This is a genomic window from Halorubrum luteum, from assembly GCF_054652935.1.
This window is the reverse complement of record NZ_BAAIGT010000002.1, coordinates 1,784,706-1,808,501: the sequence shown is the minus strand read 5'-3', so window position 1 is coordinate 1,808,501 and position 23,796 is coordinate 1,784,706. Positions and strand designations below refer to the sequence as shown.

Sequence of the window (23,796 nt, the reverse complement as noted above, 5' to 3'; positions counted from 1 at the left end):
ATGAGTACCACCGAACCGGACGCGTCGTACGCTTACGAGCCGAGAACGTTCAGCGTTCCCGAGCGTGGCGAGATCCGTATCGAGGGGTGTCCACCGTCCATCGATAAACAGCTTCGACGAGCCTCATTCGAACAGGAGGCCGAGAACGTTTTCGTTAAAACGCAGGAGTCACTCGACGACCGCGATAAGGAGTATCGCGTCGTCAAAGTCCGTCTCGACGGCCCCGTGATGCGAGTGATGGCGCGAGATAACGTGGGGATCATCAGCCTCACACCGACGTCGAAGCTCCGCATCGAGCCGAAGATCGAGTGGGAATCGATCTTCGACATGCTGCTCGCCGTACACGGTCGCAAACGAGCGATCGAATATCACGGTATCCCGATAGACGAATTCCGAACGGAGGACATCGACCTCGAGGACGTGTTCCTGATCCTCGCCGTCAACTACCTCAACGGACTCGAAGACGTTCACCGAAACGGGTTCATTCGCCAGCTGGAGACGCGCCGTGCCGACCTCGATCGTCCCCGGGGGGTCATCGACATCGAGCGATCACTGCTCAACCAAGCGGAGGGACGCGTCCAACAACACTGCCTCCTCAAAGAGGTCAACTACGACAATCCGGCCAATTCGCTACTACACTACGCGGGAAAACATCTGCTTCGACTGTTCCGCGATTACGAGGACGAGTACGACCATCAGGCGTACTACCACATCTTCTCGCAGGTTCATCAGGAGGTACGCCATCTTGAGGATTTGGACGTCACCAGCGGTCGCCGGCGTATCCCGGAGTACCGCCACTTCTCGCTGGACGATCTCCCCAAGCAGCGGCACTACTACGAGCAGGCGATCGAAGTGTCCAAGGCTATTGTCGCGTCCTCGCTCGGAACGCCCGCCTTCGAAGGTGAACGAGAGCTGGTGGTCGACTACGTGTTGAACATGGAGTCGCTGTTCGAGCAGTACTCACAGGTCGCTATCGAAGACGAGCTGGAAGCGATCAGATCCTACGACCACCTCGACTCGGCGGAAAACGTGTCGGCAGTACGGTCGCCGACGCTCAAGCCGTTCGAGAAGGAAGAACAGGTGTACCATCAGCCGGATCATGCGGTCGAGGAGGGTGACGAGACGCTGGCCGTCCTCGACTCGAAGTACTACTCCGAGGACAAGGATCCCGTGAAGAGTGGTGGTTCCCGCTCCCGGCTGTTCAGTTACGCCTACCTCCTCGACACGGAGCACATGGGATTCCTCTGTCCTCTCAATGAACCTCGCACGCGAACCATCGCGCAGACGGGAGCACAGCTGCAGGTCGTCTCGCCTCGATTAGCTGGCTTCGATCTGGACGATTACCACGGTGCAGTTCAGGAGTATCTCCACGACGTACTCACTCGACGGTACCCTGCTCTCGAGGCGTTTCGCGCAGTCAAGAAGAACGCGCTCTGTCTGGATCAACACGACGTTGACGACCTCGAGCGGTTGGCAGAATCCGAAGGGCCGTTTGACTTCAGCAACGTCGAAGAATTCTCGCTTCGAGTGGTCAACGCCGCTGCCGATACCCTCTCCCGCAGATATCGGTCGCGTTCGGAACTTGAACAGAAGGGACAGTGGACGCGTCGACAGATAGAGACGCGTTGTCGTGACAGAGACGCCGATGAAACGGTTTGCATCCCGGTGTTTCGTCGAGATGCTGGGGACGAGGCGATCGACCTCTACTTCGTAGCGTTAGATTCGGACGGGATTCCGAGATCTGTTTCCGTCGAAGGTGGGTTCAGACTGCTGTAGTCCGAATTTGATGGCCCTGTTGAAATCCTATTCTTCAGATACATTCTAATCTGAAACAGTTGTTCCGTTGAACCTGCATAATGACTGCAGAGTGTTCTACCAATTCAGCAGGGCGTTTCGATAGCCGTGCAAGATACACAGCGCAGATCTTGCATGGTGGATTTGGTTCAGTACCCAGATTCAAGAGGTCAGCAGTCCTGCGCCGAAGTATGTCAGACGGTAATAGAACCTGCGAGTATGTACTGGACGCAGATGATCCCGAGACATGGGGCGGACAAGAGGGAGATGAGTGCTACGTTGATGAAGAAGCCCTGAATGAATACGGTCTGTGGAGTTGTCCTCATGAGGTTGCTGAAGAAGTAGATGGTGAAAATCTATGTCTCTTTCATCAGCGAGTAGATAAAAAAGACGATGAGAAGGTTGTTGAAGCGTTTTTAGAGGTTATTGAAAGTATAGACCCCACAGGCTCGAGGGAACATGGACAATTTCTTGGAGCAAAGTTTGGAACATTTAAATTGAGCGAGGGCATTACTGTATCGCAAGACTGTCCGATTAATCTATCTCACGCAGTATTTGATGAAGTTGAAGCTGAACGGACAGAGTTTGAGTGTGATATTATCTGCCGGGGTACGAAATTCAAAGAATATGTCAATTTTGAGCAAGCTGTGTTTAGGGGAAATATTGTCTTCTGGGATGTAGAGTTTGACGGCGTTACGAACTTTGAGTTGGCGAAATTCTCCGATAGTATATCTGTAGTTGGATAGCAAGACAAAGATACACCGCTCAGTGATGCCTCTCGTCCTTACCGAAGTTCTCTCCCACCCAGAATTGACTGGAGCTGTTCAGGTGGATCAAGTCCTCGTCGTTTCCACGTCGCCAACATCGTTGTTATTGTCTCGTGAATCTGGACCCCTTCTGCCGAACGCAGGGTCCGAAACATCTTCCGAAGGACTACTTGCTCGCGCAGAGCCCGCTCTGCGCGATTATTCGTTGAATCAACACCCCGTTCGGTCACGAACGTCAGCCAGTGACCCAAGCCATTGCTGATCTTCTTGATCAGCTGCTGAACCTCTTGGGCCTCGTAACCTTCCCTCACCAGGCCCTCCAAGTGTAAGGATGCTTCCGCCCGCTTCTGCTCGCGGGCGGAAGCGGACGGATCTCCTTCGACGAACGTCGTTAGATCGTCGTGGAGTGCGTGCAACTCTTCAGACAGCCGCTCTGCTTCCTCGTACCGTTCAGCGACGTACTCAGCCTCCCGCAACAGGTGCGCCCAGCACCGCTGCAGTTTCGTGTGATAACTCGAATACGCCGACCAGCCGTCACAACTGAGCGTCGAGTCCTCGGCGAATTCCTCGCCGAGGACGTCTTCTAAGACTCCACTTCCTCGGCTTTCATCAACCCAAAACAGCACTTCGTCATCAGTGACGAACGTCCACGCCCAGTGTTGTTCTCCATCGACCGGAAAGCCTGTTTCATCGCAGTAGACGACCTCACTCTCCCGAATCTTCTCTTTGACATCCTCGTAAGCGGGTCGCAGACCGGCTGCGACCCGCTTAGTCAAGTTGTAGATCGTCCGGTGAGAGATCGGAAGGTCGAAGTCCCAGTCAAACAGCTCGGCCTGTTTCCGGTTCGGCAGTCGTTGATGGAACCGACCGAGAGCGGTTTGGGCCATGATATTTGGCCCAAACCGCCCCTTTTCGGGACAGTCAGGATGCTCAGCAACAACCTCGTTACCACAAGAACAGTGGTGTTTACCGAGCTTGTACTCGGTAACAGTGGTTGGAACAGGAAGCGGTACGTCAATAATAGTCCGTGAAACGTAGCTATCAGGGCTAGAGAGGATTTGCTCACAGTCTGGACAGAATCCCTGATCAACGAGGATCGTCTCTTCTGGTTCAGGTGCTGTTCGAGTTGTTCCCTCGTGACCTTCGCTGCGTCCAGGCGATGAGTCGCTGGCGGCGTCAGAGTCGCCGCCAGCGTCGTCTTCATCAGGTTCTTGGTCTTCGTCCTCGGTTTGGTCGTCATCGCCTGATGAATTAGCCGCACCACCCTGTCTACTGGGTGGTGTGTTTGGATTTTCGTACTGCTTGAGGCGAGCCTCAAGCTGTTCGATCTTCTGTTGTTGTGCAGTAATCTGGCGTCGCAGCAGCTGGTTCTCAAGCTTCTTGACTACGAGCTGCTGGCGGAGTAGCGAACTGTCGTCGGTGCGGATCACGGAATCTGTCGATTCCGTTGATCCGCGACTCCCCAGCGACACAGTAATTCAGCAGTAGTGAACGATCTATGAGACTGCTACGAAATCGTCTCGACATGGAACTGCTATCCAACTACGTATATCTTTTGAGAATGCAGGTTTTGGAATACTTACTGATTTTTCGTATGCCGATTTTGAGGGCGCTTCTGCTTTTTCAGGGGCCGAATTCGTAGGGAATGTCAATTTCACACATGGAAATTTCAATGATATTGTGTTATTTGATTCCGTAGAGTTTAACGAAGATGCCATATTTGACTCTGTCAATTTTGAAAAGGGAGCCAGTTTTGAGGGCGCTATTTTTGAACAAAAGGTTGACTTTTGGCGGGCAAAGTTTAGGGGAAGGGGTGATTTTGAAGATGCAGATTTCAAGGGGGAAATTAATTTCGGGCAATCCGAGTTTTATGAATATGCCAATTTCTGTGATTTAGAACTCGATAAAAGTCAGTTTGACGGCGCAAATCTCACTGATGTAGAATTCACCGATACTAGCCTTTGCGAAGCCAATCTTGAATCGGCACTATTGAGTCGAGCAACCCTACTTGGAACAGACCTCCGAGGTGCAAAATTCAACGGTGTAGTACTCGGAGACGCCCGGATTGATGAAAACACCCGATTTCTCGGTTATCCTAATGAGGACACCGATTCCTCTCCTCATACCTTCTCGGCAATCTACTCGAAACCGCGCTGTATCTACGATCCGAACTATAAGGGAGACAGCGACGAGACCGACGTGGGCAAGGCCAAGAGCGTCTACCGAACACTAGAAGAACTGGCTGACAAGGCGGCACGATCGAGACTACAATCCCAGTGTTTCGTTCGACGCCAAGATCTCCAGAAAGAGGGATACAAGCAGGATGCGAAGAAGACAGAATCGTGGCAAGAGCGACTGATTGCAAGTGCTCGGTACATCCGAGCAAAGGTAGCACGAGGAACACTCCTGTATGGGGAGAGTCCGTGGCGGATTATCGGCGGCAGTATTGGATTCATACTCCTTGCCGCACTACTCTACCCACTCGATGAGTGGCTCCGGCCAGTTGGAGAAGACCCGATAACCTATAGTCGGATTCTCAATGGAGAGTGGAGTCTGTTACTCGAATCACTCTACTTCAGTACACTCACGTTCACAACTCTAGGAATGGGTGACTACGAACCGATAGGTGTTGGCCAGATGCTTGCCACACTCAACACAGCACTCGGAGCAATTCTAATTGCCCTACTCGTGTTCGTGCTTGGTCGTCGAGCTGCAAGATAGATCCTCTGTATCTTGCACGGTATTCTTAACAGGTGTCGGTAAGAGCGTCGCGTCGCCGGTAGGTGAGTTCTCTGTATTGACCGACATAGGATCAAAGTTTATCACTTCCTAAGGATTTCAACGGAGCCAATTCGACGCACAATCATACCATCTCTTTATCGAACGCCCAAAGAGCCATATCGACCTCCCTTGCGGAGAGGTCTTCGTCATCGGCGATCTGCCGTACGTGATCCATGTAATAATCGTATGACTCAGAGCTTTTCAGGTACGTGCGGAAGTGCTCCAAGAACTCGGCGTATTCTCCGTACTCATGAGGATTTGCTATCTCCGGTTTTGCACCGACAAGCCCTCGAAAAGCCCGATAGTCGATAATCGCGTAGTGTGAGGGTTTGGCTACGGTAAGGACGGTCGACGCCATTGGCACACCGATTCCACTGAGTTCAGTTAACGCTTCGATTGCGTCTGCATCGGTCGGGGAATCTATGGCAGTTTGAAGCTGCTGGGTAACCGCTTCGGAGGAGTTCGCTTTGATATTGGAATCGTTTCGGCCACTCTGGAGCTTCCATTGGCTGATTCGCAGTAATTCCGCTACTGAAAGTCGATAACCTCTCGACTGAATCGCATTAGAGATCGAGCCAAATAGCGGGTCACCGTCCTCCTTCCAGTCTCCGGATTCAGTTAGATATTCGATCGGCTTGTCCTCCCAATTCTCCCGAAATTTCGTCACCCAATTTTGAATGCAACCATCCATGATACAGACACACTCGAAGACCTGCAAAAGTCTGAATGTTCGGTCGAATGATGATAAATAAGTCATCGACAGTGGCTTCTCTGATGAACTAAAGTGACCGTCATCGTCTGAAAGGGGTCGCATCACCACCTCTCGAATCGGAGGACGACTGTTTCATGCTCTCGTTATACTCCTCCAATGATGAACCGTCGATCCGAATGCCGTCATCTTTTTTGCAGGTTGCTGTGTCACCTCGCTATGTATCTCTACACACCTGACGAAATCGACAAAGAGCGAGCGCATCATCAGGCAGTGATTCAGGGGGCTGACAACCTCGACGTCAAACGGATCGGAAACCTCGGCGAACTCGCGTTCGAGCAGTTCTGTCGTGAGTATCTCCCCGTCGAACTCTGGGACTGGGAGAACGAGGAAGCGATTCGGCGGTGTAATCCAGAGAGTTTCTCGGGGCATGACTTCGAGATATTCGGCTACAAGGTCGATGTGAAAACCTCTCGCGACGTTTCGGCGTTCCGTCCGACCACGCTTCTCGACAACGACTCCGACGACGACATTATCGTGATGGTCTGGCACCGTGATGATGAGGATGGATTGATTCTACTCGGCTGGGAGCGGACGGAAACACTCCGATCGAAGGTTGCGTCGCAAGACATCTACTCGGGCGAGGAACCAGAAAAGCTGGCTCATCTTGCGGCTCGACCGATGAACGAGTTGCACGAACTCGGGCCGAACACGGCGCACATGAACCAGAAGCCACAGAACCCGTTCCGACCCGGGGATCGCGTCGTAAAAACTGGCGACGACGACTCCTCCGTAGCCGTCGTCGTCGAAGTGCTCCCGCCGGAGAGGGAGGTGAATCTGTACGGGCAGGCACTCGACGGTGAAGCGGTATCAGTTGCATTCCCGAGTACGCTCAATGAGGGGCCGGGCGACTGGCGTGACATCCACCCTGCGAAGCTCGCATCCTACTGTGACGATCAGGACATCAAGCTCTACACTTACAAACACACGAATCTCGAATATGCGGACAACCCCTTCGTCATCGGAGATTACGTGATCAAAACGGATTATGACGACCCCGACACGGCACTCGTCGTCGACGTTGGTGACGGGGCGGATGACGAGCGCGATGTCTCGGTGGTGTTCCGCCACCAACTTGAGGCCGACTCGGAATCGCATATCCCACCAAGCGAGCTACAGAACCGCTGTGAGGGCTTGAAAACGTACTCGTACAGCCACAGCGAACTCAGCTTCACTAACATCTCGTAATTAGATGTATGACGGCAGGCGACCGTATGGAGGAGTACGACTTGCTAAAATCCACAACAGGAGACAGACTTCAGAAGCTAACTAGACACATAGCACGTTCTTCTCGGGTTTCTGACCTTCTATCTGAGGGTGGAATTGCTAGATGCTTTTTATTCTCTTATCAGATGGCTCGTATGCACGTCCAGACATGAGTATATCCATCTGTGCTTCACGAACATCATATTGATTTAGCCCGAACTTTTCAGCAGCCTCGTAAAGGTCGTCCTTGTGTGTGCCTTCTCCGTCGTCAAGCCTATCTATTAATTCGTAGACAAGATCTTCATCTGACAATCCTTCTTTTGGTAGAGTAATTTCTATCCCATTCTGAACAATATGAATGTCTTCAACTAATTCATGATAGATTTCCGTGATTGTACTGACTACAAGCATTAGAGATTGCATGGCCTCCGACGCTGTTGGTGATTTATCTGGATGATTTACCTCGTTCCTTTTCTCTTTCAAATAGTATAGATTAGACAGAACAGTAGGGAAATCGCTAAGTTGCTGCTGTAGTGATCTATTATCCTCCTCGTCATCGAGGTACTCTTGAATCAGCTTTTCCAAAACACGCCCCCATGCAGCGTCCAATGATTCTCCTGTTTTTTCTTCGTGCCAAACTCTGAGACAGTGCTCAGCAGCTCGAAGCGATAACATCACAGAAGCTGTTGTTGATCCAACTACAATCGATCGACATGCTTCGGCAATATCTGATCTAGGACGTTCATGCAGCCAATTCCATACAGGTTGACTAAATAGTGATTCTGGCGAATTGAGTAGCTTTTCGACTTCCATTACACCAGTATCGGTTGCTGGAATGCGTTGCTCTTCTTTAAGATCCTCTTCCAACAAACTTGACCACGTCATTGATTTACGCTCTAATTCGTCAGCATCCTCAGTAGATAGAGTCTCATCAGGCTCGTAATCTGACTCAAGTCGGAGTCTAAGTTGGTTGGCTTTTCCAGCCACAGGTGAATCGATCTCCCTTGATTTGAGGATCTCACTAATATTCTCAAGAGCGGAAATTAGATAGTTAGAATCGCCATCACCTATCGGGTAATCGTGCTGGCTAGCAGAATGAATGTACATAATGCTTTTTCCAATCCTGAACGAATCAACAAGTGTAATGTGACGCTGCGAGTCTTCCGCACCTGCAATAGTCCTAGGGGCACCAAGGTCTGGTGCAAACGAATCACTCATACCGCATCCGTTGGAAGCGCTCTGTCATAAGACTGATTCAAGAGCTACTTTTCAAAAGAACCAGTCCCGGTGCTGAATTCGGTCTCTGTTGTTACCAGACGTATTCACTCAGGATGGTGGACTCAGGGATAAGGTTTCTTCACACACCATCTATTGAGAGGTTCAGATGATAGTGTTCAATAAGTCGGCTAGTCAAAACGGCGCGAGCAACCACCCCCGTCGCTGCCGTTCGATCTGCGCCCCGAACACGCGGCTCAATCGATACAGTTCGTCTTCCGCCTTCAGTTCGAAGTCCCGCTTTCGGCGCTGGAACGAACCGTCGACGGCGAACTGGATCGTCGGAAGTGGGTTCCGGCTTTCCAGACTGTTGGCTCGCTGATCCATCGCTCGCGACAGCGCACGCACCGTTTCATCGTCCTCAAAGGCGTCGTCAAGACCCACGACACAGAGTTCATCAGGGACGTCGTCTCCATCAGCGAGGAGCTCGATGTACTCAGCTACGGGAAGCCGATGGTCGAACAGCTCATACTCGTCAGCGACGACGATGTTGTATCGACCGGGGAGTTTGCCGGGTTCAGGCATTATTCGAAGTTGATCTCCACGTAGATGCTGCTCGCCTCGTCGGGCATCCGCTCAAGGAGGTCACGTACGTCGGTGAAATCCTCGCCCGGCTCCAACGTGAGCTTCGTCATCGTCTCCGATACGTTCGCCGTCCCCTGCAGCGGCCCGGGAATCCCGACGCGCCCAGTTAGTGTGAATCGAACCTCCCCGTAGGACACCTCGCCGGACTCCTCCTCTTCTCGCCATTTCCGTCGAAGGTCTGCGACGTCGTCTCCATCGAACTGGAAGCGCCACCCCTCTTCGCCGGGGATCCGGAACGGATAGCCACGCGACCACCGATCCGGATCCTCCGATCCGTCGGAGCTGATGACGTACACCGGCTCAGTCTCCCGCCCGAGGTTTCCGAGGGTGAACGTCTCCACGGCATCCTCGGTCACGCTCGCGTCGAACCGATCCGCGATGTTGCCAACGGTGAACTCGTCACCGATGCCCAAACCACTGATGAACTCGAGAATCTCCTCCCCGACATCGTCCGAGACGGTCGGACGGATGACCACGTTCAGCGGATCACGGTCACCAAGCGACGGCGTGAACTCGCCACCTACGTCGATAACGTAGTCTTCGACGAGGAAGTCGGTCACCGCCTCGCTAAACGCCGGCTCGGTCTCACCTTCCGGAAGGAAGATGTCGTCATCTCTGCGAACCTCGTCGAGGATACGGCTCGTGTGCGCCTTCCCGCTCGTTTCGATGACCGTCCGGATGCGCTCGCGGATCTCCGGTGCGCCGATCCGTTCCGCACCGGAGACGTCGCGAATCGTTGCGTCGGATTGTGCCTTGGAGACGATCTTCGATCCGCTGTAGAGGACGTATCGATCCTGCTGAGCGAGCTGGCCGGCAGCGGTCATCACCGCGTCGTGGGCGTCTCCCTCGATCCAGATACTCCGATCCTCGAGCAGGTCGAGTTCGAAGTCACCAATGTCGATGGCGGTTTCGCCGGTTCCGAAGCGTCGCTGTAGTTCCTCTTTTACGTCCTCGGTCGTCCACCGGTCAACCTTTTCCTCGCGGAGAAGGATCGTGTCGAGGGAACTACCAGCCAAGGAATCAGAAAAACCGTTCGACCCGTGGGTGATGACGGGCTTGTCCTCCAGCACCGCGACGACCGCATCGACGACGTCACCGGCGCTGCCGGGAATCGGGTACGTGGGCTGGCGGAGGAACTGCTCGTAGACGTCCTCGATGCTCGCCTCACCACGCCGGTCGAGGAGGTCGTCGACGATTTCCCAGACATGGCGTTGAAGATCGATCCCTTCCGCGGCCACGCTGGCCGCGATGTCACCGCCGTTGAGCGGGTCGCCGGCTGAGACGAACACGTCGAGATCCATCTCGGCCGCCAGATCGAACTCGTTGAGGAGGTCGTCTCCGTCGATGACCTCGCCGTAGGCGAGTTCGACCCGGTCGCGGAGTTCCCGCCGTTCGTCCTCTCGCTGGCGCTCGACCGAATCACGGATCTCCGCGTCCAGCGACTCGTCCTTGAGGACACGCGTCGCGCCTTCGATGTAGCGAGCCTTCTCGATGAATCCGGTTCCCGACTCGATCACCTTGTCCCCGCTCGGCTGGACGAAGACGAGCGTGTTCCGCCATTCGCGACCGGGACTTCCGTCGGCGTTTTTGATCACTGTCTCGATATCCGCCTGCGTCCAGTCGTCGGCCTTGACGACGACCTTGATGTCGCGGCTGTCCGGGACGTTTTTGAGGTCGCCGTCGGTGAACCCGACCGGATACGCGTTGTTCCCGAACACCGATTGCACGATGTCGGCAATCTCCTCGAGGGCGAGTTCCTCGTCGACGTCGCTGGCCTTGTTCTGGATGAGCGCGTTCGGGTTCTGACGGTCGCGAATCGCGTACTTGCCGTTGAGCTTGTGGAGGTACCACGCGACGCCGTAGAGCTGTTCGAGGTTGAGGACGACGTCGGAAACGAGGTCTCCGGTCTCGTACGTGCCCATCACGATCTCGGCTTTCCCGGCCCCTTCGCCTTCGTCCGGCTTCAGACTGTAGAGGAGGATCGTGTTCAGGATGCGACGTCCGTAGGGGATCGAGTCCGGGTCGACGCGGTTCCGGATGTCCTCGATACAGACGTTGGGGCGGTCGAAGTTGATCCGGGAAAGTTCATCGGAAAAGAGAACGGCGTCGATGTCGCCGTGCGTGACGAGGTCGGTCTGTTCGATCAGTTTGGGCGTCTCGTCGTCGGGATCGGCTTCCGGATCAGCTGCGGTCGTGAGGATCTTCGAGAAGAGGTAGATCATCCCCCGGGTGTTCTGGTTCCCCTCGTCGGCGTAGTACCGGGTTTCGAGCGCATCCGTGAGCACGGGATGGAACGGGTACGACTCGCGCATCTCTCGTGAGAGGTCACTCGGGACGTCGGAGTCGGGGACATGGTCGTTGTCCGCGTACGCTTCCACGTATCCCTCGACGATCTCGTCGACCGCGCTCTCGTCGATGTCGTCGATCAGGCGGTGGCGGATGACGTCCGTTTTGCTCACCTTGCTGCTCATGTTGACTTCGGAGGCGTTCTCCCGGTCGAGGATGTCGTGAACCTCCGAGCCTTTCCGAAGGACGGAGACGATGGCGAACACATCGCTGTCGTCGAGGTCGGCGGTTTCGAGGAACGCCTGCAGGAAGCCGCGGTTGCGCTTCTTGCGATCGCCGCTGAGCGGCTCGAACCAGTCCTCGAGTTCGTCCATCAGGTAGGCGACCGTGCGCCCGTCGACCGCTTCCTGAATCGTCTCCATGTCCGGGTACGGGTCGATGTCGCTCTCGGACGGTTCGTAATCGAGGACGTCGAAGAACGGCTCCCAAAGGTAGTCGGGCTGGCGTTGTTGGAGCGAGACGGTCACGGCTTCGGAGTCGTCGTCTTCGGGGAGCGCGTCGCTGAAACCGTCGACGTGGCGGTCGCCGAAGTCGCCGGCGGCGTCGGGCGAAGAGAAGCAGTGGTACATCGCTACCATCTGGTGGGACTTCCCGCTGCCGTACGGCCCGTAGAGGATGTGGGTACCGTAGTTGGCGTCGCCGCGAAGCGTGTCGCGAAGGTCGACGAAGCCTTCACGAAGCCCCTGCGTCATCAGAGTGCGATCGAAGAAGGTGGACGCGTCGGCCTCGAATTCGTCGTCGTCCTCGACGTTGTAGAGTTTGACTTGGCCGTCTATCTCGCCTTCCTCGCGGAGTTCACGGCTTATCGTGACCGTGTCCGCGATCGTTCGTGAGAGGGAATCCGCGCTGGCCATCTGTTACCTTGATGAGCGTTTGTAAATCGCTTAAGTACTGTGGTCAACGGCTGTCCGACTCGCGCCGTTTCATGAGCCGGCAAGCGGATCTCACTGAAGCAGTTCTCGCTGTTCGGAGAGGAACGTCACGAGATCGGCGATCGCATCGGCAGGCAACTCCTGTTGTTGGAACACGCCCTTGAACGAGTCCTCGAATCCGTCCTGTTGGAGGCGATCAAGTACCATCTCGATCTGTCTCTCGAGCTTCTCTGCATCACCGCGATGGATGTGTCGCTCGATGCGGTCGAAGTCCGCACGCGAACCGATGACGACGAGATCACGGGTGTCGGCTCTCCGTCCGCTGTGGAGTTTCATCGCGAACAGGAGTGCCGGCTCGGGGATTCGCCCGTCGAGATCCTCGGCAACGTCAAGCGACGCGACGCTGCTGTGTTCGTGGATGTAGCGATACGACCACTCCGCTTCTGTCTGCCGACAGCCGAGGGCGTCGACGAGTGCTTCGAACTTCACCGCGTGTTCTCCGATCGGTTTCTCGTATTGGATCATCCGCCCCTCGTACTCGTTCGGAACATCCCTCTCGAACTGCTTCTCGTATCCGAGTTCGCCGAGAAGCGAGTCGTATTCGTCCAACGAAGTGGACGGAATCACCGCATCGATGTCCGTCGTGAATCGGGTCTGGAACGCGGAGACGGCCCATCCTCCGACGAGGACGTAGGGAAGTCCCGCATCCAGTATCGCTCGGTGCGTCTCGACGAGTTCCGATTGTCGCTCCGGGAGGCTCATTCGTGTACCGATCCCTCTTCGGTCGCTGGCGAGTGGTGTGATGCGTCGACATCGACATCGTACTCGTTAGCGATGATCTCCAACGCGGGTTCGTATGCCGAACGCGTTTCCATCATCCGTGTGACGGCGTCGTCCAACGGAATTACTGGATGGCCATCCACCCATTCCGCATCGATGCCGCCGGTCACGGGGTACAAGACGTAGTGGACGTCTCCATCGATCTCGCTGGCGTCGGGCCGGTCGTTGATCGTCGTCTCGACGCCGAACCGCTGGAAGAACGCGATCCACCGCTCAATGTCCCGATCGTGGACGTGGATGAAGATGGGGTAGTCGTCGTGAGTGCGCGCGATCTGGAATCCGCCGTGCGTCCAGACGTATGCGGCGTCGATCTCGGTGTAGGCGAACTCCATCCCGGCAAAGTGCGGGATGACGTATCCGTCCTCCTGTGTGATGGTGTCACGCCGATACAACGCGGCCATCATCTCGGCGTACTGCTGTCGCATCTCGTGATCGACGATCTGTATTCCGTTATCTGTATTCGAGATGATATTCTGCTTCTCTAATCGCTCGATCCAGTCGTACACCCACGAGTACGAGACGCCGATCTTCTCCGCGATCCTGTTGATTGAGTCGCCTCTCTGCGCTGCCAAGACGATCTTTGCCGCGGTCGGATCCATGAGTTCGGTCATCGACATCTCGTTTCTTGGTTATCTCTATCGAGATAGCAATATAAAACGGTTCTCCCGGAGAGGTGCTCGATGGAAAACTGAGGTTTCCAGATGACGCGTTAGTTCTCTGCTAAACACTTTTGCGGTTCACGGCCGTGATCCAAACAAATGACCGTATCCGTGGAGGAAGCGGATGAACTGGCAGGAGTGGTCGGCATTTTTCTGGCAGCCGGGCCGCTCCTATGGATGATCAGCCGGATAGGCGAGGAGTCAACGATACAGATGGTAGCCACGTTCGAGGCCATCGTCCGATCTATCGTAACTCCGTCCCCACGTCTCATCGTCGCCGTGATCGTGTTGTCGTTCGTGTACTCACGTTACAGCGACATATCCGGGTGGTAATGGACAAGTGTCTCGCTCACACAGATACCACGTATGAAGCGAGCTTTCGCTCTCCTCACACTCGGCACGGCGGTCACGATATTCGTGCTTGGATTGACATTCGTCGATGCGATTCAGGTGGGTCTCGAAGAAGCTGCATCGGGGAACACTGGAATCATCGCACCGATCCTCGTCCTTGGCGTATTGCTGGTCTTCGCTGTTCTCCTCCTTCCATCGATGGGGAGTTGATCAGTTCGTAGCTCTCCGTCTAACCGCATCTCTAAACACGTCAACATTTAACGGATGTCGGAGTGTCTCTTCATCCGAATATGGCCACGCCGGACGAGATCTTCGAGGAGTTCGCCGACAGCGAGGAAGCACAGGCGTACTACACCGACCACAATCGGAAGCGAGACGAAGTTGCCGAGGAGAAGCTACGGCCACTCGTCGAGGATTTCCAAACCGGTGAGGTAGACGTCGTCGAGTTCAAGAGCCGGATCGACGGTCTCAACAAGCGAAACCAGCTCTGGGGGTTCGACGGCTTCATCGGCCAGATGCACTTCAACAAGCTGTTCAACGCCGCTCCGGACGAGGGGGACTTCGGCGACGAACTGCGTGAGGCCATTCACCCGCCCAACGACCTCGACGAGGCGCGGGAGCAGATCGATTTGTTCGCCGAGTACACGCAGCGGTTGAAGGACAACGATATCGACTCCGATCCGTTCCCGAAATCGACGATCTTCTTTCTCAGCTACTTCTGGCACATCCAACGGCCCACCGAGTGGCCGATCTTCTACCCGACGTCGGAGCAGTACCTCGGCGACGAAGGGCTTCTCAATACGGACGCCCCGTACGGCGCGCGGTACGAGAGCTTCGTCGAGACGCTGGACGAGCTGCGCGAGGACGCGTCGGCGTGGCTGGAGTCGCCAGTCGAGTATCGCGACGTGGCGAACGCGATCTACTGGCACGAGGAGTGGGACGAAACCGAGGTCGAAGTGGAGGAAGACAGCGGCGGGAGTGATGGCAGGGAGGCGTTCGTCAACGTCGACAAGCCGTATCTTCCGCCGGTCGTCGCCGATCTGGACGCGGTCGCGGCCGGCACGGACGAGGCCGTGAATCGGTACGCGCCGGTCGACACGGATCTGGCGAACGTCTTCGAGCGGAAGTGTGCCGTCCTGTTCGGGATGCTCGGGTTCGACACGGAGGTGTTGGGACAGGGATCGGGACGCAATCCGGACGGGATCGCGGTCGCGGCGCGGAACGACTACGCGGTCATCTACGACGCCAAGAAGCGACAGGATGGCTACCGGATCGGGCGTGACGACCGGACGATACGGGAGTACATCGAGACGCACACGCGCCGGCTCCGCGATCAGGGGAAACAGCACATCTACTTCGCCATCGTGTCGAGTTCGTTCCGGGACACGGAGGAGTCGACGCTGCGGGATCTGCGAACGAACACCGACATCGACAACATCGTCCTGTTGAAGGCCGACGTACTGCAGGAGCTGCTTCGGATGCGGCTGGAGGAGCCGTACCTCAACCTCGACGACGTCGAGTGGGTGTTCGGCAACCGACCCGGGGAGATCCAGTCCGAAGAGCTGGAGAACATCGTTCCTGAATGGCGGCAGGACGATAGCGGGTTCTCCGTGTCGTAAATCGGCGACTCCCAGACCAGAAACATATACAACCCTCCCGAAGAAGGTAAGGGACAATCAATGTCTCAAGAGACGGGGGAATCCGAGAAGGGTGGACGAAAAACGCTACCTATTGAACAGGGATTTCCTATTGAACGTGTTAATGAGATTGCCCAAAAGGAAGGCCGCGCCAAGCAATGGTACCGGCCAATTTATACCATGCATAAATGGTGGGCCAGAAGACTGGGATGTGTTTTCCGAACAATCACGCTATATTCGTTATTAGATGACCCTGAGAAGGTGTCAGTTCATGATCCCGGAAAAAATGGAAGTCTAATGGACTATGGTGGGGGTCTTGATAAAATAGAAAAATTACTCGATGATGTCGACCTATCAGACCCAGAAAGTCTGTGGGAACTTTACCCCAAAGATGTGAAAATTGAAAACAAGCGGGTTTTGGATCCGTTTATGGGTGGTGGAACCTCTTTGGTGGAATCATCCAGATTTGGTGCTGAAACGGTGGGCTACGATCTTAATCCAGTGGCATGGTTTGTAACCAAAAAGCAGATGGAGGCTGGTGAGGCCTCTTTAGAAGAATTGGAGGAGGGATTTCAGATAGGTAGTTGGATAGCAAGACAAAGATACACCGCTCAGTGATGCCTCTCGTCCTTACCGAAGTTCTCTCCCACCCAGAATTGACTGGAGCTGTTCAGGTGGATCAAGTCCTCGTCGTTTCCACGTCGCCAACATCGTTGTTATTGTCTCGTGAATCTGGACCCCTTCTGCCGAACGCAGGGTCCGAAACATCTTCCGAAGGACTACTTGCTCGCGCAGAGCCCGCTCTGCGCGATTATTCGTTGAATCAACACCCCGTTCGGTCACGAACGTCAGCCAGTGACCCAAGCCATTGCTGATCTTCTTGATCAGCTGCTGAACCTCTTGGGCCTCGTAACCTTCCCTCACCAGGCCCTCCAGGTGTAAGGATGCTTCCGCCCGCTTCTGCTCGCGGGCGGAAGCGGACGGATCTCCTTCGACGAACGTCGTTAGATCGTCGTGGAGTGCGTGCAACTCTTCAGACAGCCGCTCTGCTTCCTCGTACCGTTCAGCGACGTACTCAGCCTCCCGCAACAGGTGCGCCCAGCACCGCTGCAGTTTCGTGTGATAACTCGAATACGCCGACCAGCCGTCACAACTGAGCGTCGAGTCCTCGGCGAATTCCTCGCCGAGGACGTCTTCTAAGACTCCACTTCCTCGGCTTTCATCAACCCAAAACAGCACTTCGTCATCAGTGACGAACGTCCACGCCCAGTGTTGTTCTCCATCGACCGGAAAGCCTGTTTCATCGCAGTAGACGACCTCACTCTCCCGAATCTTCTCTTTGACATCCTCGTAAGCGGGTCGCAGACCGGCTGCGACCCGCTTAGTCAAGTTGTAGATCGTCCGGTGAGAGATCGGAAGGTCGAAGTCCCAGTCAAACAGCTCGGCCTGTTTCCGGTTCGGCAGTCGTTGATGGAACCGACCGAGAGCGGTTTGGGCCATGATATTTGGCCCAAACCGCCCCTTTTCGGGACAGTCAGGATGCTCAGCAACAACCTCGTTACCACAAGAACAGTGGTGTTTGCCGAGCTTGTACTCGGTAACAGTGGTTGGAACAGGAAGCGGTACGTCAATAATAGTCCGTGAAACGTAGCTATCAGGGCTAGAGAGGATTTGCTCACAGTCTGGACAGAATCCCTGATCAACGAGGATCGTCTCTTCTGGTTCAGGTGCTGTTCGAGTTGTTCCCTCGTGACCTTCGCTGCGTCCAGGCGATGAGTCGCTGGCGGCGTCAGAGTCGCCGCCAGCGTCGTCTTCATCAGGTTCTTGGTCTTCGTCCTCGGTTTGGTCGTCATCGCCTGGTGAATTAGCCGCACCACCCTGTCTACTGGGTGGTGTGTTTGGATTTTCGTACTGCTTGAGGCGAGCCTCAAGCTGTTCGATCTTCTGTTGTTGTGCAGTAATCTGGCGTCGCAGCAGCCGGTTCTCAAGCTTCTTGACTACGAGCTGCTGGCGGAGTAGCGAACTGTCGTCGGTGCGGATCACGGAATCTGTCGATTCCGTTGATCCGCGACTCCCCAGCGACACAGTAATTCAGCAGTAGTGAACGATCTATGAGACTGCTACGAAATCGTCTCGACATGGAACTGCTATCCAACTACTCCAAGGTTAGCATGAGTATATCAGTATGAATTATTCAAACAGCATATACCAATCACCGTCGTCTTGAACGGCCTCGATAACTGCTACGTCACGTCCGTCATCATCTTCCATTGTCAAGAAAACCCAAGCGTAATCCTCTGCACCCATTTCCTCTATTTGCCCCTCACGCCTTTGTTCAAGTCTCTCAACTTCTGCCTCGATTTCTCTCTCATCCACATCGTCTACTGATTCACCGCCTTGTTCAATTCTCAATTCAGCGACTTCCCTCGTTGACCCCTGATTTATCTCAATAACGAATTCTTCTGGAACCCTAAATTCATTTTCTTCAAGTGGGTATGCGCCTGCTTCCGGATGTAAAATCTCATTTTGAGTATCTGCATCGCCATCCACTGCGGCTGTAAAAAATGTCTCAACCGCGTCTTCCGGGCCACTAGGCCCACCTGATGATATAGCACTACATCCTGCAATTACGACCGTACCTGCGGTGGCAACTCCTAGTGAGAACTGGCGTCTGCTTGCCATGTCGCTACATATAAATTGATCTACAAAAAGGTGCCGCCTGAGTGCAAAATATGCGCCCTGTATTCAGCAGAACGCTGAGAACATATCACCGGTTGAGGATTTCAACAGAGTCATTAATCTACAAACCTGCTACCCACCAGTTTCCAGCGGAAACCAGATTGTAATCTCAGTGCCGCGTGGCTCACGCTCATCGACGTTGATCTTCCCTCCAGAATGGTTTACTGTCCAGTAGACCAGCCACAATCCCAGTCCACTACCGTGTGAGAGTGTCTCGATAGCCCCTCCCGATTCGAGGACATCTCTGTCAAATTCTGGGATACCCGGACCGTTGTCCCGCACGCTAAGAGTGCCCCATGATCCCTCGACAGCGAGGTTGACACGCACACGGGGGTTTTTGCTGTCGTTGTGGATCACAGCATTGGTCAACAGCTCTTCAATTGCGGCAGTAATCGATTCGGCGGCAGAGACGACGAGCTGTGTCGGGCCTGTAACGTCGACATCTGCGTTGGGCCAGTCGTCTGCCGTCTCTTTGGCAAGAACCCGAACCACCTGCCCGATATCTACAGAGGTTGGCCCGTATGAATCACTGAGAACAGTCGTAATCTCCCGCGACTTCTCACTCGTCGTCAACAGAGTTTCGGCCCGGTCAACAATGGTGCCGGCAGCGGCTTTGTGTTCGCCCTCAAGATTCCTTTGAAGCTGCTCGCCTCGACCATGGATCACGTTCAGCTCGTTGCGGATATTGTGCCGCAGGATGTTATCAAGTACGTGGAGCTGTCGGGTCCGTTCTTCGAGATCAGTCACGTTCCGGCAGATCGCCAGCGTCCCCGCGAGCTCTCCGTCCTCGTAGTAGGGGTACCGACTCGTATAGAAGATCGCCTCTCTGTCGCTGTGCTTGAACGTCGGCTCAACGCTGTATTCGACCGGCTGTTCCGTCTCGATCACGCGCTGTTTCTGTCGGGCGATCGTCGTGGCAGTTTCTTCATCCATAAACGCGTATTCGCCGTCGCCGAGCAGTTCATCTCTCGACAGCCCGGCGAACGAACACAGCGCGTCATTAACCAGCCGAAACTCCCCCTCACAGGTCTGGATCATGATCGGATCCTCAAGCCGTTCGATGATATCGCGGTACAACGAGAGCCGACCTTCGAGTTCTTTGCGTTCGGTAATATCGGTCTGGACGGCGACGAACGCTCTCGGCTCCCCGTCTTCGACGATGGGTGCGATCGTCTGATCGGCGACGTATTGCGAGCCGTCGCTGCGTTGGTTGGTAATCTCCTCGTGCCACGTGTCACCAGCGGTAATCGTCTCCCAGAGGTCGCTGTAGAAGTCGTCGTCCATCTCTCCGGAGTTGAGAAGATTCGGTGATTCGCCGACAGCCTCGTCTCGGCTGTAGCCCGTGACCGATTCGAACGCCGAATTGACGTAGTTGATCGTTCCGTCCGTGTCGGATATCCAGATCGCGTGACCGGAGGCTTCGACGGCCTGCTTGAACAGTTCCAGCGTCTCCGTCCGTTCTTTGAGGCGCTGCGACTGGGTTCGCAGCCTGACGAGCGCCTGTGTCCGCCACTCTAATTCAGCCTTTTTAATCGGCATCGAGACCACCTCGTCGGCGGTTTCGAACACGACGCTGTCAGCAATCTCTCCGCTGTCAGTTTCAATGAGTGAAAGGTCTGCCTCCGGTATGAGCAGAAGACACGGCAGCAGAGCCGGCTTCGCCTTGCGTTTTCGGGCTCGAAGCGTCTCAGCGTGTGTCTGTAGCATCTCCCCGTCGAGGATACAGCAGTCGAACGTCGCCGTTTCGACCGGCTGGTCCGGATCGACCAGCGTATAGCGGTCATGAGCTTGGATCCACTCAACCACCAACCGTTGATTCCCCTCTCCAGAGAGTAATGGGAACAAGGCTGCCTGCCCAGCGCCATCATCGGGTGAATCGTCCGTAGGGTACGCGTCGTTCATTCACGTCCTCCATCGATTTTGTCCTGTTTCGCCGTCGTCCGTAACTCGACAATAAAAACTGCGCCGGCTGGATCCGCTTCGTCAGGATTATCGAACAATTCGCTCTCCACTCTGTCCTCGATCCAGACATTCCCGCCGTAACTCTCAACAAGACTGTCGACGAGAAATAGACCCATTCCGGTTCCCCCGCTTTCAAGCCCTTTCTCACCCTCCCGGAACAGACTCTCTTTCACATCGTCTGAAATTCCCGGTCCGTTATCAGCCACTCTGATGCGGACTGACTCGTCAGCTTCCTCAACAGTAATCATCACCTTCGGTTGAGCTGTATGGTTGTGCTGGACGGCGTTGTTGACGAGGTTCCGAAACACCGACGAGAGCAACTCGTTCGCCAGCACGTGTGTACCTCGATCGGGTGGATCTGCCATCGTAATCTCGGCATTTGCGAACGTCTCTCGACGCTTTTCAAGTTCCTCACTGAGGATCTGTCGAAGCGGGATTGGCTTGAGGTCCGGTGTCCCGTCACCGTGAATGATTTCTGAGAGGTCTCGGGCGACATTCGTGAGTTCGACGACGTGTCGCCCCGCCCGGAGAATCCTGTCGAGTTTCTCCTGTCCAGTTGGCGTTACCTCATCTTCAAGCATTTCGCCCCACGCGACAACAACGTTCATATCGTTCCGGATGTCGTGTCGGAGAACTCGGTTCAACACCTCGAGTTGCTCGCGTTGCTGGCGGAGACTCTCTTCTAGCTCTCTCAGCTCAGTAATTTCGTGGTTGACGGCGATGAACTGCGTAATCTCTCCATCAGGGCCTTCTACCGGAGCGATCGTCTGTTCGATAACATACCGATCCCCATCTTTTCGACTGTTGATGACTGTACCGTCCCAGACGTCACCCGCTGTGATGGTGTTCCACAACTCCTCATAGAACGCCTCATCGTGTTCACCTGATTTGAGAATGCGCGGGGTGTTACCGACAACTTCCTCGCTCGTATAGCCTGACTGAGATTCAAATCCTTCATTAACGTACTCAATTGTGCCGTCTGTATCGGCAATTAACACCCCGTGACCGGCGTGTTGATCCCGGATCTGTCGGAGTTGTGCGCGCTGATTGTATGCGACAATCGACTGATCTCGAAGGCGGAGAAATGTCTCTAGCTGTTCACTAAGTCGATGTTCTGTGAGTGGCATGTCGATCAATCCGTCAATCGCATCCCACAGTACCGGATGTTCGTTCTGGAGACGAGTGTAAATCTCTTGGTGTTTCGACTCCGGAACTAACAAGAGATACGGGAGAATGATCTGTTCGTCTTCTTTACGCTTCAGAAGTTCCGACCGGTGTTCGTCCAACTGCTTTCTGTCGAGTAGACAGCAATCGAATGTAGCCTCAGCAATATTCGTAGTTTCGACAAGTGTGTACTGATCGTGTGCGGTGAGCCACTCTTCAAGGACACGCTGATTTCCCGGGTCAGTGACCAAAGTGAGCACGCGCGTGGATTCGTCGACTGCTTCTCGATTCGTATGCTGTTCGTTCGTGGGCATGATGTTCGGATCGGCGACTCCTATGACTGTTCTCTCATTTCGTGCGACAGTTACGTCTGTTCGTCGTTGTCAACGTCGTGTTTGCTGGCAGTATCCGTATCGTTCCACTCCGGCGTCCCGGTGAGAATACCCCGAAGCTGCGGAAGAGGCTCTCCGACACGGATCCCGTCCGCCGTAATTTCGAGTTCCCGGAGGCTACGTTCGAAGTCGCTCGTCCGCATCTTCAGCGTCCCGATAACCTTCCGCACCTTCCCGCGATACTCAACGTGACGCAAGAACATGATGTTGTCCGCGAGATTGCTCGTCCGCTCTTCGGTCGCATGGAAGTCTCCAGTGATATTGTGAACCTCATTGACGAGGATCGTGGAGACGCCAGCGGCCCGCAAGAATCGGCCGATCCGCAACAACGCACCCGTCGTGTTGTCAAGCCCACGGAGATTCTCCTGAAACCCTTGTGAGCCATCGATCATCACCACTTCGGTACCGTCGGTGACCGCCTCGCGGACGAGATCCTCAAATTCGCCGACCGTATACTCTTCCGGATCGATTTCGACGATGGAGAGCTGTCCGCTGTCCAGCGCATCCTGTAGCGGGAGGCCGATCGCGTCGGCTCGTTTGCGGATGGTCCGCTCTGCCTCTTCAAATTGGAATAGAATGCTCTGTTTGCCCTCAAGAGCCGCTTGGATGAGAAACTGGAGACCGGTCGTGGTCTTGCCGACGCCAGTCGGACCGCTGAGTATCGTTACGGTTCCCTGATCTAAGCCACCGTGGAGCAGATCGTCAAGTTCCGCCACACCCGAAGAGAGTGTGCCCGATTCGACCTCTCGCTCCTGTTCGCCGGGAACGAGTGTCGGCCAGACCGTCAATCCCTCGTCAGTAATATCATAGGAATGATTTCCACGTCGGAACGACGACCCTCGGAACTTGGAGACGTTGACTGCCCTGCTTTCGGGAGTCACGTCAAGTGAGATGACAGCGTCGACGAGGAACTGAATATCGTCGTCCGTGATTGAACCGCCAGCCTGCGAAGTGAGCATCACCGTCGCGCCAACCTCTTTGAGATAGTCGAGGAGGCCAAGAACACCGGAGCGGAATTGCCGTTCATCGCTGGTAAGATATCGAAACTCTGTGATCGGGTCAAGCAACACACGATCTGGTTGGATTTTGTCGACTTCGTCGCGTAGATCTTCAATAAACGCCGGCTGTTCGACTTCAGCTGATTCGAAGACGCTGTAGGAGTTGCGCTCTGAGAACTGCTCTTGGGTCGGCGAGAGGTTATGAAATTGTATCTGCTCAGTATTGAGACCGAACGCGTCGGCTGTTTCTTCGACGTACGCCTGCGGCTCACCCATATTAATGTACAAAGCGGTCTCTTCGGCATCTATCCCTGCCGAAAGGAAGTGTAATCCGAAGATTGTCTTCCCCGAACCCGGCGACCCACGGACGAGAACATTTCGGCCCCGAATGAGACCACCGTCCAGAACCTCATCCAAACCACTAACGCCCGTTGATATCCGTTCAACTGACATAATCTGGTTTTATTCTTAGTCTACAAGTATCTTCTTTGTGGAGAACGTATCCGTTTGTTCTAGCGCGAGTACGCGTTCACAATCACTGAGTGTCGATGTGAGATACGCGCGCTCCATCTTGCACGCCAGTCAGTAACAATATCGCTTATTTGATCGTTGTTTCGCTCAGTTAGGCAAGAGCCACTGATTATTTACTAGGCTCTCGA

At 54.7% G+C, this 23,796-nt stretch carries 19 protein-coding genes and 1 pseudogene; 8 read left to right on the top strand and 12 right to left on the bottom strand.

What is annotated here, in order from left to right; translation table 11 throughout:
* Together ACYQ0R_RS08905 and ACYQ0R_RS08900 are read left to right on the top strand one after the other, a co-directional pair.
* Positions 1-1,776 carry an McrC family protein gene (locus tag ACYQ0R_RS08905; RefSeq protein ID WP_459822590.1) on the top strand — a complete coding sequence of 592 codons (1,776 nt, stop codon included), beginning with the start codon at positions 1-3 and terminating at the stop codon, positions 1,774-1,776.
* 209 nt (positions 1,777-1,985) lie between these two features.
* On the top strand, positions 1,986-2,540 hold the full coding sequence (locus ACYQ0R_RS08900) for a hypothetical protein (protein WP_459822587.1): 555 nt from the start codon (positions 1,986-1,988) through the stop codon (positions 2,538-2,540).
* Positions 2,541-2,578: 38 nt separating this feature from the next.
* Here ACYQ0R_RS08900 and tnpC (ACYQ0R_RS08895) read toward each other — a convergent pair whose 3' ends face one another.
* Positions 2,579-4,033: an IS66 family transposase gene (gene tnpC, locus ACYQ0R_RS08895; protein ID WP_459820405.1), complete on the bottom strand. Its 1,455-nt coding sequence runs from the start codon at positions 4,031-4,033 to the stop codon at positions 2,579-2,581.
* A gap of 22 nt (positions 4,034-4,055) precedes the next feature.
* Between tnpC (ACYQ0R_RS08895) and ACYQ0R_RS08890 the strand changes: the two genes are divergently transcribed.
* Positions 4,056-5,282 carry a pentapeptide repeat-containing protein gene (locus ACYQ0R_RS08890; RefSeq protein ID WP_459825726.1) on the top strand — a complete coding sequence of 409 codons (1,227 nt, stop codon included), beginning with the start codon at positions 4,056-4,058 and terminating at the stop codon, positions 5,280-5,282.
* A gap of 142 nt (positions 5,283-5,424) precedes the next feature.
* On the opposite strand, the gene ACYQ0R_RS08885 is transcribed toward ACYQ0R_RS08890, so the two are convergent.
* Positions 5,425-6,033, bottom strand: coding sequence for a hypothetical protein (locus ACYQ0R_RS08885; RefSeq protein WP_459822585.1), 609 nt, complete (start codon positions 6,031-6,033; stop codon positions 5,425-5,427).
* Between the two features lie 237 nt (positions 6,034-6,270).
* Between ACYQ0R_RS08885 and ACYQ0R_RS08880 the strand changes: the two genes are divergently transcribed.
* Positions 6,271-7,299 (top strand): DUF7961 domain-containing protein, encoded by a 1,029-nt coding sequence (locus ACYQ0R_RS08880; protein WP_459822582.1) that lies wholly within the window; start codon positions 6,271-6,273, stop codon positions 7,297-7,299.
* Positions 7,300-7,437: 138 nt separating this feature from the next.
* On the opposite strand, the gene ACYQ0R_RS08875 is transcribed toward ACYQ0R_RS08880, so the two are convergent.
* From ACYQ0R_RS08875 to ACYQ0R_RS08855, 5 genes are all read right to left on the bottom strand, one after another.
* Complete coding sequence (locus ACYQ0R_RS08875; RefSeq protein ID WP_459822580.1) at positions 7,438-8,535, bottom strand: hypothetical protein; 1,098 nt, start codon at positions 8,533-8,535, stop codon at positions 7,438-7,440.
* A 192-nt stretch (positions 8,536-8,727) separates the two neighbouring features.
* Complete coding sequence (locus tag ACYQ0R_RS08870) at positions 8,728-9,117, bottom strand: DUF8076 family protein (RefSeq protein WP_459822577.1); 390 nt, start codon at positions 9,115-9,117, stop codon at positions 8,728-8,730.
* Positions 9,117-12,377, bottom strand: coding sequence for a DUF499 family protein (locus tag ACYQ0R_RS08865; RefSeq protein ID WP_459822575.1), 3,261 nt, complete (start codon positions 12,375-12,377; stop codon positions 9,117-9,119). The genes ACYQ0R_RS08870 and ACYQ0R_RS08865 overlap by 1 nt, the downstream gene beginning before the upstream one ends.
* 90 nt (positions 12,378-12,467) lie before the next feature.
* Positions 12,468-13,157: a hypothetical protein gene (locus ACYQ0R_RS08860; protein WP_459822573.1), complete on the bottom strand. Its 690-nt coding sequence runs from the start codon at positions 13,155-13,157 to the stop codon at positions 12,468-12,470.
* Complete coding sequence (locus ACYQ0R_RS08855) at positions 13,154-13,834, bottom strand: helix-turn-helix domain-containing protein (protein WP_459825724.1); 681 nt, start codon at positions 13,832-13,834, stop codon at positions 13,154-13,156. Before ACYQ0R_RS08855 ends, ACYQ0R_RS08860 begins: the two co-directional genes overlap by 4 nt.
* A gap of 159 nt (positions 13,835-13,993) precedes the next feature.
* Between ACYQ0R_RS08855 and ACYQ0R_RS08850 the strand changes: the two genes are divergently transcribed.
* The 4 genes and pseudogenes from ACYQ0R_RS08850 to ACYQ0R_RS08835 all read left to right on the top strand — a co-directional run.
* On the top strand, positions 13,994-14,227 hold the full coding sequence (locus ACYQ0R_RS08850) for a hypothetical protein (protein ID WP_459822570.1): 234 nt from the start codon (positions 13,994-13,996) through the stop codon (positions 14,225-14,227).
* Positions 14,228-14,260: 33 nt separating this feature from the next.
* On the top strand, positions 14,261-14,455 hold the full coding sequence (locus tag ACYQ0R_RS08845; RefSeq protein WP_459822567.1) for a hypothetical protein: 195 nt from the start codon (positions 14,261-14,263) through the stop codon (positions 14,453-14,455).
* Between the two features lie 80 nt (positions 14,456-14,535).
* Entirely contained in the window at positions 14,536-15,864 is a 1,329-nt protein-coding gene (locus ACYQ0R_RS08840; RefSeq protein WP_459822564.1) for a restriction endonuclease FokI C-terminal domain-containing protein, read from the top strand.
* A 60-nt stretch (positions 15,865-15,924) separates the two neighbouring features.
* Positions 15,925-16,458 (top strand): annotated as a pseudogene (locus ACYQ0R_RS08835) (DUF1156 domain-containing protein); the annotation flags it as partial.
* Between the two features lie 54 nt (positions 16,459-16,512).
* On the opposite strand, the gene tnpC (ACYQ0R_RS08830) reads toward ACYQ0R_RS08835, so the two are convergent.
* The 5 genes from tnpC (ACYQ0R_RS08830) to ACYQ0R_RS08810 all read right to left on the bottom strand — a co-directional run bounded on the left by tnpC (ACYQ0R_RS08830) (position 16,513) and on the right by ACYQ0R_RS08810 (position 23,590).
* Positions 16,513-17,967, bottom strand: a complete 1,455-nt coding sequence (tnpC, locus tag ACYQ0R_RS08830) for an IS66 family transposase (protein ID WP_459820641.1) — start codon at positions 17,965-17,967, stop codon at positions 16,513-16,515.
* Positions 17,968-18,072: 105 nt separating this feature from the next.
* On the bottom strand, positions 18,073-18,564 hold the full coding sequence (locus ACYQ0R_RS08825) for a hypothetical protein (protein ID WP_459822561.1): 492 nt from the start codon (positions 18,562-18,564) through the stop codon (positions 18,073-18,075).
* Between the two features lie 129 nt (positions 18,565-18,693).
* Positions 18,694-20,523 carry a PAS domain-containing protein gene (locus tag ACYQ0R_RS08820; protein ID WP_459822559.1) on the bottom strand — a complete coding sequence of 610 codons (1,830 nt, stop codon included), beginning with the start codon at positions 20,521-20,523 and terminating at the stop codon, positions 18,694-18,696.
* Positions 20,520-22,061 (bottom strand): ATP-binding protein, encoded by a 1,542-nt coding sequence (locus tag ACYQ0R_RS08815; protein WP_459822557.1) that lies wholly within the window; start codon positions 22,059-22,061, stop codon positions 20,520-20,522. The genes ACYQ0R_RS08820 and ACYQ0R_RS08815 overlap by 4 nt, the downstream gene beginning before the upstream one ends.
* 50 nt (positions 22,062-22,111) lie before the next feature.
* Positions 22,112-23,590 (bottom strand): ATPase domain-containing protein, encoded by a 1,479-nt coding sequence (locus ACYQ0R_RS08810; RefSeq protein WP_459822554.1) that lies wholly within the window; start codon positions 23,588-23,590, stop codon positions 22,112-22,114.
* Between the last annotated feature and the right edge of the window lie 206 nt (positions 23,591-23,796).